The sequence below is a fragment of the Pseudonocardia spirodelae genome, from assembly GCF_037727765.1.
GTDB classification, from domain to species: Bacteria; Actinomycetota; Actinomycetes; order Mycobacteriales; family Pseudonocardiaceae; genus Pseudonocardia; species Pseudonocardia spirodelae.
The window spans coordinates 100,871-114,654 of sequence record NZ_JBBJUP010000014.1; the positions used below are offsets into that span (position 1 = coordinate 100,871).

13 protein-coding genes are annotated in these 13,784 nt (G+C 77.0%); 9 read left to right on the forward strand and 4 right to left on the reverse strand.

Going from position 1 to position 13,784, the window contains the following annotated elements:
* Positions 1-35 precede the first annotated feature (35 nt).
* On the reverse strand, positions 36-275 hold the full coding sequence (locus WJX68_RS17660) for a hypothetical protein (RefSeq protein WP_340292288.1): 240 nt from the start codon (positions 273-275) through the stop codon (positions 36-38).
* 174 nt (positions 276-449) lie between these two features.
* Here WJX68_RS17660 and WJX68_RS17665 point away from each other — a divergent pair, with 174 nt between their 5' ends.
* From WJX68_RS17665 to WJX68_RS17700, 8 genes are all read left to right on the forward strand, one after another.
* The gene (locus WJX68_RS17665) at positions 450-1,448 is read left to right on the forward strand and encodes a helix-turn-helix transcriptional regulator (protein WP_340292290.1); all 999 of its coding nucleotides are present in this window, start codon (positions 450-452) and stop codon (positions 1,446-1,448) included.
* Positions 1,445-2,491: a helix-turn-helix transcriptional regulator gene (locus WJX68_RS17670; RefSeq protein WP_340292292.1), complete on the forward strand. Its 1,047-nt coding sequence runs from the start codon at positions 1,445-1,447 to the stop codon at positions 2,489-2,491. Before WJX68_RS17665 ends, WJX68_RS17670 begins: the two co-directional genes overlap by 4 nt.
* Before the next feature lie 159 nt (positions 2,492-2,650).
* Complete coding sequence (gene tatA, locus WJX68_RS17675) at positions 2,651-2,941, forward strand: Sec-independent protein translocase subunit TatA (protein WP_340292294.1); 291 nt, start codon at positions 2,651-2,653, stop codon at positions 2,939-2,941.
* 13 nt (positions 2,942-2,954) lie between these two features.
* Positions 2,955-4,028, forward strand: coding sequence for a twin-arginine translocase subunit TatC (tatC, locus tag WJX68_RS17680; RefSeq protein WP_340292296.1), 1,074 nt, complete (start codon positions 2,955-2,957; stop codon positions 4,026-4,028).
* 123 nt (positions 4,029-4,151) lie between these two features.
* Positions 4,152-4,898, forward strand: a complete 747-nt coding sequence (gene pyrH, locus WJX68_RS17685; RefSeq protein WP_340292298.1) for a UMP kinase — start codon at positions 4,152-4,154, stop codon at positions 4,896-4,898.
* A gap of 126 nt (positions 4,899-5,024) precedes the next feature.
* Positions 5,025-7,964 (forward strand): DEAD/DEAH box helicase, encoded by a 2,940-nt coding sequence (locus WJX68_RS17690; protein ID WP_340292300.1) that lies wholly within the window; start codon positions 5,025-5,027, stop codon positions 7,962-7,964.
* A gap of 50 nt (positions 7,965-8,014) precedes the next feature.
* Complete coding sequence (locus tag WJX68_RS17695) at positions 8,015-8,809, forward strand: DUF4333 domain-containing protein (protein ID WP_340292302.1); 795 nt, start codon at positions 8,015-8,017, stop codon at positions 8,807-8,809.
* A gap of 74 nt (positions 8,810-8,883) precedes the next feature.
* Entirely contained in the window at positions 8,884-10,122 is a 1,239-nt protein-coding gene (locus WJX68_RS17700) for a GNAT family N-acetyltransferase (protein WP_340292304.1), read from the forward strand.
* Here WJX68_RS17700 and WJX68_RS17705 read toward each other — a convergent pair.
* A complete protein-coding gene (locus WJX68_RS17705; RefSeq protein ID WP_340292306.1) occupies positions 10,119-10,766 on the reverse strand; it encodes a class I SAM-dependent methyltransferase in 648 nt (215 codons plus the stop codon). The two genes, WJX68_RS17700 and WJX68_RS17705, sit on opposite strands and share 4 nt — an antisense overlap.
* A 106-nt stretch (positions 10,767-10,872) precedes the next feature.
* Between WJX68_RS17705 and WJX68_RS17710 the strand changes: the two genes are divergently transcribed.
* Positions 10,873-11,442, forward strand: a complete 570-nt coding sequence (locus tag WJX68_RS17710; protein WP_422785725.1) for a helix-turn-helix domain-containing protein — start codon at positions 10,873-10,875, stop codon at positions 11,440-11,442.
* An 11-nt stretch (positions 11,443-11,453) separates the two neighbouring features.
* Here the strand turns inward: WJX68_RS17710 and WJX68_RS17715 are convergent, their stop codons facing one another.
* Both WJX68_RS17715 and WJX68_RS17720 read right to left on the reverse strand, forming a co-directional pair.
* Positions 11,454-12,764 carry a M20 family metallopeptidase gene (locus tag WJX68_RS17715; protein ID WP_340292310.1) on the reverse strand — a complete coding sequence of 437 codons (1,311 nt, stop codon included), beginning with the start codon at positions 12,762-12,764 and terminating at the stop codon, positions 11,454-11,456.
* Positions 12,765-12,819: 55 nt separating this feature from the next.
* Positions 12,820-13,782, reverse strand: a complete 963-nt coding sequence (locus tag WJX68_RS17720; protein WP_340292312.1) for a 5'-3' exonuclease — start codon at positions 13,780-13,782, stop codon at positions 12,820-12,822.
* Positions 13,783-13,784 lie beyond the last annotated feature (2 nt).

The following is a 13,784-nucleotide window of genomic DNA, read 5'->3' on the forward strand; positions in this document are numbered from 1 at the left end:
CGGTGCGTGGCGGAACCTAGATCACACCCCGGTGCTCACTCGATCCCGGGCATGATCCGGCGGCGCAGCTCGGCGAGCTCGTCCTGTACGTCCGGGTCCGCCGGGCCCGCCTTCTCCGGGGCCGGGGCGATGCCCATCGAGCGCAGCAGCTGCGTCGCCGCCACGGCCGGGTCGCCGGCCCCGCCCAGCGCGGGGTGCAGCCCCTCTCCGGCGAGATGGTGGAACACGAGGTTCACCACGGTCCACGGGTTGAAGGTCTCCTGCTCACCGGACATGCGCCACCTCCACGGCCGGTACGGCCGCGGTGCCGCACCCCCGCCGAGCCTGGTCCCCGGTACGACGGCCGGTCAACGACCCTGTCGCAGGATGAGACACCCGGTCGCGGCCGGCCGTGCCCGCCGGTGCGGGCCCTCCGGCCCGGCCGGGCGGGCCTGGCTACGATGCCGGTCGTGTCCGCCGCCCGCGCCGAGCGACTGGTCAACCTGGTGCTGTGCCTGATGTCGACGCGCCAGTACCTGACCGCCGAGCGGATCCGCTCGATCGTGCCCGGCTACGCCGAGGCGGCCGGCGACGAGGCGTTCTTCCGCATGTTCGAGCGGGACAAGGCCGAGCTGCGCGAGCTGGGTGTGCCGCTGGAGACCGGGCACACCTCGGTGTTCGACACCGTCGAGGGCTACCGCATCGCCCGCGCCGACTACGAGCTCGGCGAGATCGAGCTCGCCCCCGACGAGGCCACCGCCGTCGCCCTCGCGGGCAACCTGTGGGACTCCCCGGAGCTGTCCGGCGCGGCGCACGGGGCGCTGGTCAAGCTGCGCGCGGCCGGCGTCGAGGTCGCCGAGACCCCGGCCGCGGCGATCGCGCCCGGCGCGGCCGCCGGCGAGCCCGCGCTCGCCCCGCTGCTGGCCGCGGTGCGCACCGGGCGCGTCGTCGGGTTCGACCACCGCCGCGGCGGCCCCACCGGGGAGGCGGTGCACCGCACCGTCGAGCCCTGGGGGGTGGTGTCCTTCCGGGGCCGCTGGTACCTGGTCGGGCACGACCGCGACCGCGACGACGTCCGCTGCTTCCGGCTCTCGCGCATCGACGGCGCGGTCCGCGCCACCGGCCCGGAGGGCGCGGTGCGGATCCCGGACGGCGTCGACCTGCGCGCGCTGGTGCGGGCCTCGGCCGGCCCGCGCCCGGTGTCGGGCACCGCCCGGGTGTGGGTCGCCGCGGGCCGGGCCACGGGGCTGCGCCGCACCGGACGCGAGCGGGGCCCGCTCACCCGCGCCGGGCGCGACGGCGTCGAGATCGAGCTGGACGTGCGCGACCCCGCCGTGGTCGCGCGCTGGCTCGCCGGGCACGGCCCGGACGTCGCCGTCCTGGACCCGCCGGAGCTCGCCGCCGCCGTGCGCGCGCTGTGGACCGCAGCACTCGGCCCGGCGGCGACCGGGACGGGGACGGGCCGGTGAGCCGCCAGGGGGTCGCGCAGCGCCTGCCCCGGCTGCTGTCGCTGGTGCCCTACCTGCGGGCGCACCCCGGCGTGCCGGTCGCGGAGGCGGCCGCCGACTTCGGCGTCGACGAGCGGCAGCTCCGCAAGGACCTCGAGCTGCTGTGGATGTGCGGGCTGCCCGGCTACGGCCCCGGTGACCTCGTGGACCTGTCCTTCGCCGGGGACACCGTGGACGTCGTGTTCGACGCCGGGCTGACCCGCCCGCTGCGCCTGACCACCACCGAGGCGACCGCGCTGCTGGTCGCGCTGCGGATGCTGCACCAGACCGCCGGGGTGGTGGACTCCGACGCCGTCGGGCGCGCGATCGCGAAGGTCGAGGCCGCGGTGGGGGAGGCCGCCGGCCCGGGCGGGCTCGTCACCGTCGAGCCCGGCATCGGCGAGCGGGAGACGACCGCGGTGGTGCGCCGGGCGCTGGAGTCCGGCCGGGCGCTGCGGATCGTGTACTTCACCGCGGGCCGCGACGCCGTCTCGCGCCGCGACGTCGACCCGATGCGGCTGGTCGTGACCGGGGGGCGCGGCTACCTGGAGGCGTGGTGCCGGCGCGCGGAGGACGTGCGGCTGTTCCGGCTCGACCGCGTCGAGCAGGCGCAGGAGCTCGACGAGCCCGCCCGCGCACACCCCGAGGCCCGGCCCACGGACGTCTCGCACGGGCTGTTCAGCCCGCGCGCGGAGCACCGCTTCGCCGTGCTGGAGCTCGGGCCCGAGGCGCACTGGGTCGCCGAGTACTACCCGGTCGACGAGATCCGCACCGGCCCGCCGCCCGCCCCCGACGACGGCGCGGCCGTCGAGGGCGACCTGCCGCCCGGGACCCCGCAGCGGGCCGCGGCGGCGCCCCCGGGCGACGGGCGGCTGCGGGTGCTGCTGCGCTTCGCCGACGACGACTGGCTGGTCCGCCTGGTGCTCGGCCTCGGCGGGGCGGCGCGCATCGTCGACCCGCCCGCGCTGGCGGCGGCGGTGCGCGAGCGTGCCCGCGCCGCGCTGCACGTCGCCGACGCGCCGTGACCGTGCGTGCCGCCCGCCGACACCCGGCCGGGGGCCGCGCGTCCGGCACGTGAACACGGGGTGACCGCGGGCACCGACGGCGGCGGGGGGACCGGGACGACCCCGTACCCGTGTCTACACTCGGGACGGACCCGGCACGACGACGACGAGGTGGACCCCATGCCCGGTGGCTACGAGTGGCTGATCATCATCGCCGTTCTGCTCCTGCTGTTCGGCGCCAAGAAGCTGCCCGAGATGGCACGGTCGGTCGGCCAGTCCGCCCGCGTGTTCAAGGGTGAGATGAAGGGCCTCAAGGACGACGACGCCCGCGCCAAGCAGGCCGACGAGCCCGCCCGCACCCAGGAGCTCCCGCCGGCGGCGCCGCAGCAGACCCCGCCCGCGGCCGCCCCGCAGGCCCAGCCCCCGGCCGCGCCGCAGTCGACCGACCGCGGCACCGGCCAGGCGTCCTGAGGCAGCCGCCGCCGTGAAGGCCCCGTTCCGTCGGAAGCGCAGGCTCAACCCCGACGGGACCATGACCCTGATCGAGCACCTCTACGAGCTGCGCAACCGGCTCGGCATCTCGATCGTCGCGATCGTGGTGACGACGGTGTTCGGCTACATCTGGTTCGAGGTCGCGTTCTTCGGCCTCCCCAGCCTCGGTGAGCTGCTCAAGGAGCCGTACTGCTCGCTGCCGGCGTCGTCGCGGGCGTCGCTGACGGCCGACCCGAACACCTGCACCCTGCTGGGCACCACGCCGTTCGACCAGTTCATGCTGCGCCTGAAGGTCGGGGCGACGGCCGGGGTGATCCTGGCCTGCCCGGTGTGGCTCTACCAGCTGTGGGGCTTCATCACCCCGGGCCTGCTGAAGAAGGAGCGCCGCTACGCGCTGGGCTTCGTCTCGGTGGCCGCGGTGCTGTTCGTCGCGGGCGCGGTGCTGGCCTACCTGATCATCCCGCAGGCGCTGGGCTTCCTGCTCACCATCGGCAGCGAGATCCAGACGACCGCGCTGACCGGCACGTCGTACTTCTCGCTGGTCGTGAACCTGATCGTCATCTTCGGGGTCAGCTTCCTGATCCCGCTGCTGGTGGTGGCGCTCAACGCCGCCGGGGTCGTGTCCTACGAGCTGCTGCGCAGGAGCCGCCGCGGGCTGGTCTTCGGCCTGTTCTGCTTCGCCGCGATCGCCACCCCCGGCCAGGACCCGATCTCGATGCTGGCGCTGGCGTTCGCGCTGACCCTGCTGTTCGAGGCCGCGATCCAGGTCTGCCGGATCACCGACCGGCGGCGCGCGCGGCGCCGCGCGGCCGAGGGCTGGGACTCCCTGGACCCGGACGAGCCCTCCCCGCTGGACGTGACGCCGTCGCGGATCGACGGGCCGTCCGACGTCGGCGGGCCGTCGGAGGTCTCCGCGCCGGCCCCCGTCCCGGCCGCCGTCCCGGTGATCGGGCGCGCCGCGGACCGCCCGTCCTCGGCCGGCCCCCCGGCGTCCACGGGCAACGGCGCCGGCCCCGTCGCGCCGGCCCCGCCCGCCGAGCCGCCCCGCTACGACGACATCACCTGATCACCGGCTGCGCAGCGGTGGCGCGGCCCCGGCCCGTGGTCCCGCCGCGCCCCGGCGCGGCGGGCCCTGCGTAGGCTGCCACCGGACCGGACGGCGGCACGGTGAGGAGCGGGTCGGAGACAGATGAAGTACAACCGGGTGGTCATCAAGCTCAGCGGCCAGGCGATGGCCGGGGCCGACGGCTTCGGGTTCTCCGCACAGGCCCTCGCCCACCTCGCCGACCAGATCCGGCAGATGCGCGCGCTCGGCGTGCAGGTCGCGGTCGTCGTCGGCGGGGGGAACGTCTTCCGCGGCAACCGGTCGGAGACCTGGGGGATCGACCGCGTCGAGGCCGACAACATCGGCATGCTCGGCACCGTCATCAACGGGCTGCTGCTGCGCGGCAAGCTGTCCGCGGGCGGTGAGGACAACGTCCGCGTCATGACCGCCATCCCGATCAACGCCGTCGCCGAGCCGTTCCTGCGGCTGCGGGCCAAGCGGCACCTGGAGAAGGACGCGATCCTGATCTTCTCCGGCGGCAACGGGCAGCCGTTCATCACGACCGACTACCCGAGCGTGCAGCGCGCACTGGAGATCGGCGCCGACGCGCTGCTGGTCGCCAAGCACGGCGTCGACGGCGTGTACGACACCGACCCGCGCACCAACCCCGATGCGCGCCGCTACGAGCGCCTGCCGTACGACGAGGTGCTGTCGCGCCGGCTCGCGGTGATGGACCAGACCGCGTTCATCCTGGCCCGCGACCACGGTCTGCCGCTGCACGTGTTCGACATCGAGAAGGACGGCCTGATGGCCGCGATCTGCCGCGGCGAGCACCACGGCACCGAGATCAACGCCGACATCGTCGAGCCGGAGTTCGCCCGCGCGGAGTAGCGCGGGGCGGCGCCCGGCCGGTGCGCAGCGGCCGGGCGGGGTACGGCGCCCCGGTCCCGGCCCGGTCGTGGCGCGGCTCACCGCGTGACGGCGCGTGCTGTCGGCGCCGTGTGACAGCCTGGGGCCGTGACTGGTTCCGCCGCCGACCCGGCCGCCGCGTACGCGGCGGCGAAGGCCCGCGCCGCGTACCCGCGGCTGGCCGAGTTCACCGGCCTGATGCCCTTCGACCTGGACCCGTTCCAGCGCGAGGCCTGCGAGGCCCTGGAGGACGGCCACGGCGTCCTGCTCTGCGCGCCGACCGGCGCCGGCAAGACCGTCGCCGGGGAGTTCGCGGTGCACCTGGCCCTGTCCGAGGGCCGCAAGTGCTTCTACACCACCCCGATCAAGGCGCTGTCGAACCAGAAGTACGCCGACCTGGTCCAGCGCTACGGCGCCGACGCCGTCGGGCTGCTCACCGGGGACACCGCCGTCAACGGCGACGCCCAGGTGGTCGTGATGACCACCGAGGTGCTCCGCAACATGATCTACGCCGACTCCGACGCCGCGGCGAACCGGCGCCTGGACCACCTCGGCTACGTCGTGATGGACGAGATCCACTACCTCGCCGACCGGTTCCGCGGCGCGGTGTGGGAGGAGGTCATCCTCCAGCTGCCCGAGCACGTCGCCGTCGTCGGCCTGTCGGCCACGGTGAGCAACGCCGAGGAGTTCGGCGACTGGCTGGTCGAGGTCCGCGGCGACACCCGCGTCGTGGTCGACGAGCACCGCCCGGTGCCGCTGTGGCAGCACATGATGGTCGGCAACCGCATGTTCGACCTGTTCGGGGAGCGGCGCGCACCCGGCGACGCCGGCGGCGCCGCGCTCGTCGTCGACCCGGAGCTGCTGCGCCACACCCGCGAGATGCAGCGCCGCGACTCCGCCGGCGCCCGCTCCGCCGACCGGGCCGGGGACCGCGGGCCGCGCGGGCGCGGCGGCCCGGGGCGGGGGGCCGGGCGCGGCGGCGACGGGCGCCGCCGGACCCGCGGCGGGCAGCCGGACTCGAAGGCCGTCGTCGGGCGCGGGCCGGGCGGGCCGGGGCGCGGCGGCGGGTTCCGCCCGCCGTCGCGGGTGCAGGTCATCGACCGGCTCGACCGCGAGGGCCTGCTCCCGGCGATCACCTTCGTGTTCTCCCGGGCCGGGTGCGACGCCGCGGTCGGACAGTGCGTGCGGGCCGGGGTGCGGCTCACCGAGCCCGACGAGGTGGACGAGATCCGCCGGATCGTCGAGAAGCACACCGGTGACCTGCCGCAGGCCGACCTGGGGGTGCTCGGCTACTGGGAGTGGCGCGACGCCCTCGAGCGCGGGATCGCCGCCCACCACGCCGGGCTGCTGCCGGCGTTCAAGGAGACCGTCGAGGAGCTGTTCGTCGCCGGGCTGGTGCGCTGCGTGTTCGCCACCGAGACCCTGGCGCTGGGCATCAACATGCCCGCCCGCACCGTCGTCCTGGAACGGCTGGTGAAGTACAACGGCGAGGCCCACGTCGACCTGACCCCGGGGGAGTACACGCAGCTCACCGGGCGCGCCGGGCGGCGCGGGATCGACGTCGAGGGCCACGCCGTCGTGCTGTGGACCCCCGGCATGGACCCGGAGCAGGTCGGTGGCCTGGCCTCCACCCGCACCTACCCGCTGCGCAGCTCGTTCCGCCCGGTCTACAACATGTCGGTCAACCTCGTCGGCCGGCTGGGCACCGACGCGGCGAGCGAGCTGCTGGAGCGGTCCTTCGGCCAGTTCCAGGCCGACCGCTCGGTGGTCGGCCTGGCCCGGCGCATCGACCGCGACACCGAGGCGCTGGCCGGCTACCGCGAGGCCATGACCTGCCACCTCGGCGACTTCGCCGAGTACGCCGACCTGCGCCGCCGGATCTCCGAGCGGGAGAGGTCGCTGCGCCGCCAGAACACCGCCGCGGCCCGCGACGAGGCCGCCGAGTCGCTGCGCGAGCTCCGCCCGGGCGACGTGATCGCGGTGCCCTCGGGCAAGCGGGCCGGGATCGCGGTCGTGCTGGACCCGGGCATCGGGGCGGTGTCGGCCGCCGGGCGCGACGCCGAGCCGCGTCCGCTGGTCTGCACCGAGGACCGGTGGGCCGGGCGCCTGTCCTCCGCCGACTTCCCCGACGCCGTCGAGGTGCTGGGCCGGATCAAGCTGCCCAAGCGGGTCGAGCACCGCTCCCCGCAGGTCCGCCGGGACCTGGCGTCCTCGCTGCGCGCCTCGCGGCTCGGCGAGGGCCGGGCCGCGACCGGGCGGCGGCGCCGGCACGGCGTGAACGACGACCCGGAGCTGGCGACGCTGCGCCGCGCCCTGCGGGCACACCCCTGCCACGGCTGCGACGACCGCGAGGCCCACGCCCGCTGGGGCGAGCGGTACGCCCGGCTCGACCGCGAGGTCGAGACGCTGCGCCAGAAGGTGCGCGCGACGACCCACTCGCTGGCCCGCGCGTTCGACCGGATCCGGGCGCTGCTCACCGAGCGCGGCTACCTCGTGCCCGCCGGGCAGGGCTCCACCGGCGAGGAGGAGATCACCGACCACGGGCGCGTCCTGGCCCGGCTGTGGGGCGAGTCCGACCTGCTCGCCGCCGAGTGCCTGCGCCACGGCGCCTGGGAGGGACTGGAGCCCGACGAGCTCGCCGCGGTGGTGTCCGCGCTGGTCTACGAGTCCCGCCGCGACGACGCGCCGATGCCGCGGCTGCCCGCCGGGCCGGTCAGCGACGCGCTGGAACGCACCGTGCGGCTCTGGGAGGATCTCGACGCCGACCAGCGCCGCCACAAGGCCGAGCGCACCCGGGCACCCGACCTGGCCTTCGCCTGGCCGATGCACCGGTGGGCCCGCGGGGAGTCCCTGGCGCAGGTGCTGGAGGCCGCGGAACGGAACGGGCACGAGCTGTCCGCGGGCGACTTCGTACGCTGGGCACGGCAGGTCCTCGACCTGCTCGACCAGATCGCCGGTGTGGCGGGCCGGTCGAGCGCGGTCGGGAAGGCCGCGCACCGGGCCTCCGGTGCGGTACGCCGCGGCGTGGTCGCGGCGGGGATGCAGTGAGCCCGGCACACCGGGCGACGACGAGAGACGGACGGGCGGACGAGTAGGCGATGAGCAACCCGCAGGGACCGGAGCGGCACCGCGAGGACGCCGCGGAGCGGACCGGGGAGATCCCCGCCTGGGGCACGCCACCGCCCGGCGGCTGGGGCGAGGACCCGGCCGCCACCGGCGCGTGGTCGCCGGAGCACGACCAGCGGGCCGGCTGGGCCGACCCGGGTGCCGACGCCGGGTGGGACCCGTCCGCGGCCCGGCAGGACGCCGGCCGCGACCCCGGTGCGGCCGAGCCGCTGTGGGGCGACGAGGGCACCGGCGACGACGACGGCTGGGCCGTCCCGACCGGGCGCCGCCGCCGGCGTCGCGCCGCCGAGGCCGACGCGCCCACCGAGGCCGTGCCGACCACCTCGCCCGCCGCGGCCCGGGGCGAGGACGCCCGACCGGGCGCCGCGTCCGACGGCAGCTGGGGCGGTGGGGCCTGGGAGAACCCGGGCACCGGCGGCGAGCAGCCCTGGGTGTCGCGCGACGCGGTGCAGGGGCCGTCACGGACCCGGCTCTACGTCCTGGCCGGGATCGGCGCCGTCGTGGTCGCCGCGCTCGTACTCGGGTCCCTGTTCTGGACCGGGGTGCTCGGCAGCGACACCCTCGACCGGACCGCGCTGCAGGCCGGGGTGAACCAGGTCCTGAGCCGCGACTACGGCCTGCAGGTCGGCGAGGTCGCCTGCCCCGACGACGTCGCGGTCTCGGCGGGGACCCGGTTCACCTGCCAGGCCGTCGTCGACGGCGAGCAGGTCGAGGTGCCGGTCGTGGTCACCAGCGACCAGGGCGACTACCAGGTCTCGCGGGTCTGACCGGGCCCCGGCCGCGCGCCACCGGGCCCGAATCCGGTGGCGCGCACCCCCTGCGGGCAGCAGGCTCGGCGGCTGTGAGCCCCGAGCCCCCCGCATCCCCGCACGCCGTCCGCACCCTGACCGACCCCGCCGAGCGCCGCCGGGCCTTCGACCTGTTCCTGTCCACGCTGCACCACGGCCCGCTGACCGACGAGGCGTGGGAGGCCCACGGGCACGCCCCCGACGAGCACTGGCTCGGCCTCGACGGCGACGGCCCGGACGACCCGGTCGGCTCCGCGTACTCGTTCCCGACCCGGCTGACGCTGCCCGGCGGGGCCGTGGTCGGCGCCGCCGCCGTCAGCGGGGTCGGCGTGCGGCCGGACCGGACCCGCGCCGGCCGGCTGTCGGCCCTGATGCGCGCCCAGCTGGCGGCCGCCCGCGACCGCGGCGACGTGGCGACCGTCCTGCGGGCCTCCGAGGCCGCGATCTACGGCCGCTACGGCTACGGTGTCGCCTCCCGCGGGGAGCACGTACGGCTCGACGCCCGCCCGGACTGGCGCCCCGGCGCACCGGCGGGCGGCACCGTGCGGATGCTCGGACCCGACCGGGCCGCCACCGTGCTGCCCGCGCTGCAGGAGCGCCTGGCCGCCCGGCGCCCCGGCGGGATGACCCGCTCACCACGCTGGTGGCGCCGCGCACTGCGCCCGGCCGGGCCGACCGCCGGGCAGTACAAGGGCGTCGCCGTGCACACCGGCGCCGACGGCGCCGACGACGGGTTCGCGGTCTGGGGCGTCGTCGAGGGCGACCTGCGCACCGGCGGCGGCGACGAGGTCGAGATCCAGCAGCTGTGGGCGGACGGGCCGGACGCGACCGCCGGGCTGTGGCGGTTCCTGACCGGCCTGGACCTGTCGAGCGGTGTGCGCGGGTGGTCGCGCCCGCTCGACGAGGACCTCGACCTGATGCTCGCCGACGCGCGCCGCCACCGCGTCACCGGCCGCGGCGACGACCTGTGGCTGCGCCTGGTCGACCCCGGCGCCGCCCTCGCGGCCCGCAGCTGGGGCGAGGGCATGCCGGTGGTGCTGCGGGTGCACGACCCGCTGCTCGGTGGGGGCACCTGGCGGATCGGGCCCGGCGGCGCCGCGCCGGCCGCCGGCGCCGTCGCGGACCTGGAGTGCGCCGCGGACGGCCTGGCGACGGTGTTCCTGGGGGACCGGGCGCCGTCGCGGCTGGTCGCGGCCGGGCGGTGCAGCGAGCACACCGCGGGGGCGGCGGCCCGGGCGGACGCGCTGTTCGCCGTGACCGGCCCGGCCCCGTGGTGCGGGACGTTCTTCTAGGCGCCGGTACGGCGGGCCCGCACGACGGTGTCGTGCGCGGTCACCGCGGTGCCGTCGGGCAGCGTCGCCGGACGCGGCCGGGCCCGGGCGACCAGCACCTCCCAGCCCGCGGGGTCGAGCTCGGCGGCGAGCTCGCGCTCGTCGGGGAACACCTCCGGCTCGGGCGGGCGGGGGATGCCGGCGTCGAGGTCGCGGCGGTGGTGCAGCACCAGCAGCAGCGTCCCGCCCGGCGCGACCGCCTCGGCCAGCGCGGCGTACAGCGGGCGGCGCACGTCCGGGGGCAGGTGCAGGAACTGGGCGCTGACCAGGTCGTAGGACGACGGCGGCGGCGGGTCGGTGCGCAGGTCCGCCGCCCGCAGGGTGATCCGCTCGGCCACCCCGGCGGCCTCGGCGGCGCCGCGGGCCCGGTCCAGGGCGACGGCGGAGACGTCGACGGCGTCGACCCGCCAGCCCCGCCCGGCCAGCCACACGGCGTCGCCGCCCTCGCCGCAGCCGACGTCGAGGGCGCGGCCGGGCGCGAGGTCGGCGACCTGCTCGGCCAGGACGGGATTGACCCGCCCGGACCAGACCTGCGGGCGCCCGGCGTAGTGGGCGTCCCAGAACTCGGCGGACCAGCGGTCCCCGGTCGTGGACGGGGTGCTCATGGGGTCTCCCTCCGGAGGCGGTGACGGTACCGCCACCCTGCTCGCCGTGACCGCACGGTGGCAAACCGGGTTGTCGGACTGGCAAGGTGGGGGCGTGGACGAGGCGATCGCGGACACCCTGGCCGGCGTCGGCCCGCGGCTGGCGGGTCTGCGCACCGCGCGCGGCATGACCCTGGCCGGCCTGTCGGAGACGACCGGCATCTCGGTGAGCACGCTGTCCCGGCTGGAGTCCGGCGGGCGCCGACCCACCCTGGAGCTGCTGCTGCCGATCGCCGCCGCGCACCAGGTGCCGCTCGACGAGCTCGTCGCCGCCCCGCCGGTCGGCGACCCCCGGGTGCGGCTGCGCCCGCGCCGGGCGAACGGCATGACCGTCGTGCCGCTCACCGAGCGCCCGGGCGGGCTGCAGGCGTTCAAGATGCTGATCCCCTACCGGGGGGACCGGCCCGACCCGCGCGTGCACGAGGGCTACGAGTGGCTCTACGTCCTCGACGGGCGGCTGCGCCTGGTCCTGGGCGCCCACGACGTCGTGCTCGGTGCGGGGGAGGCCGCCGAGTTCGACACCCACGTCCCGCACTGGTTCGGCTCCGCCGACCCCGCCCGCAGCGTGGAGGTGCTCAGCCTCTTCGGCCCGCAGGGCGAGAAGATCCACATCCGGGCGGCGCCGAAGGACCGCTGAGCCCGCCGGGGTCAGTCGAAGAACGACGGCACGTCCACCGCCCCGCCCTGCTCGGCGAACTCGGCGGCGACCGCGTCGCGCAGCGCCGCGTCGTGCAGCAGGTCGGCCACCACCGTGGCCAGCCCGGCGGCGCCGTCGAGCACCGCGCGGTCCCCGCCCGGCCCGGCGGCGGCCGCCGCGAACCCGGTCGTGTGCAGGGCGGTGCCCGGCCCGGCGATCGCGATCATCGGGTGGATGGCCGGCACCCGCAGCGACACGTTCCCCAGGTCGGTCGACCCGGTCAGGGACTCGGGCACCACCCCGCGCGGCAGGACCGTGCGCCCGCGCCCGGCCTGGTGCACCGCCCAGCGCGCGGCGAGGGTCCGGTTGTGCCGGATCGGCAGGTACGGCGGCCGCGGGTCCCAGTCCAGCGTGTAGCCGCAGCCCGTCATCGCCGCCGCCGCGACCGCGATCGCCTCGACCCGCGTGGTGAGGTCCCGCAGCGTCTCCGGGTGCGCGGAACGCAGGTAGTAGCGCGCCGCGGCCCGCTCGGGCACCACGTTCGGCGCCTGCCCGCCGTCGGTGACGATGCCGTGCACCCGGTCGGTGTCGGGCAGGTGCTGGCGCAGCATCGCGATCCCCTGGTACCCGGCGACGACGGCGTCGAGGGCGTTGCGCCCCCCGTGCGGCTGGGCCGCGGCGTGCGCGGCGACGCCGTGGTAGGTGACCTCCAGCTGGCGGCGGCCCAGGAACGGGTGGTCGGCGATGTCGTGGGCGAAGGGGTGCAGCATCACCGCCGCGTCGACGCCGTCGAACGCGCCGTCGCGGGCCATCGTCTCCTTGCCGCCGCCGCCCTCCTCGGCGGGCGTGCCCAGCAGCAGCACCGTCGCGGGCACCGGGTGCACGGCGAGCACCCGGGCCAGGGCGAGGAACGCGCCGACCGCGGCCGAGCAGATGACGTTGTGCCCGCAGGCGTGGCCGAGCCCGGGCAGCGCGTCGTACTCGGCGAGCACCGCGACCGTCGGGCCGCCACCCGCCCCGGTGCTCGCCCGCAGCGCGGTCTCCAGGCCGTGCACGCCCACGTCGGCCGCGACGCCGTGCCGGCGCAGCAGCTCGGCCACCCGCCCCACCGACCGGTGCTCGGCGAACGCGGTCTCCGGGTGCGCGTGCAGGTCGTGGGACAGGGCCAGCAGCTCGGCGCCGAGCGCGTCCACCGCGGCGCCGACCGCGGCCGTCACCGCGGCCGGGGCGCCCTCGTGCGGCGAGGTGATCGGCTCCGCGGCCGCCGCGCGCAGCGCCGTCTCGCGGGCGACGGCGTCGTCGTGGGCGGAGGAGGGGGGCACGGGGTGGTGGTCCGGGCACGTCACAGCGGGATCCTCCCGCACCCCGCCCGCGGGGTCAGCGCGCGGCGGACTCCAGTGCGGTCCGCAGCCGCCCCACCGAGGACTGCAGGCCCCAGCGCTGCGCCAGCTCCTCGAGCCGCGCGGGGTCGGCGAACGCGGTGGGCAGCACGTCGTCGCGGCTGTGCTCCACCTCGGCGTCGGTCAGCACCCGCACCACCGGCTCGACCGCGTCGAGGTACTCCCGGGCCGCGGCCAGCTTCGAGCGGGGGCCGGGCCCGAGGCGGGTGTCGCCGTCGCCGACCGCGGCCAGCAGCTCCGCCCACGAGCCGAAGCGGCCCACCAGCGTCGCCGCCGTCTTCGCGCCGACCCCGGGCACGCCGGGCAGCCCGTCGGACGGGTCGCCGCGCAGCATCGCCATCTCCGCGTACGCGGCCCCGGCCCGCTCGGGGGGCACCCCGAACTTCTCCGCCACCTCGGCCGGGCCGAGGTTCTCGGCCTTGTTCAGCCCGCGCCCGATGTAGAGCAGCCGCACCGGCGGCTCGTCGCGCACGATCTGCATGAGGTCGCGGTCGCCGGAGACCGCCAGCACCGGGTCGGCGGCCTCGCGGTGGGCCAGCGTCCCGATGACGTCGTCGGCCTCGCAGCCGGCCGCGCCCCCGGTCGCGATCCCGGCCGCCGCCAGCACCTCCATGATGAGCGGCACCTGCGGGGCGAGGGTGTCGGGGACCTCCTCGGGCACCCCGGCCGGCACCTCGTCCCCGGCCCGGCCCGCCTCCACCCGGTGCGCCTTGTACGACGGCAGCGCCGCCACCCGGAACGCCGGGCGCCAGTCCAGGTCCAGGCACGCCACCAGCCGCGCCGGGCGGTGCTCGGTGACCAGGCGCGCGATCATGTCGGTGAACCCGCGCACCGCGTTCACCGGTGTCCCGTCCGGCGCCGTGACGCTCTCCGGGACCCCGAAGTAGGCGCGGAAGTACATGCTCGCGGAGTCCAGCAGCATCAGCGGGCGCTCGCTCATGC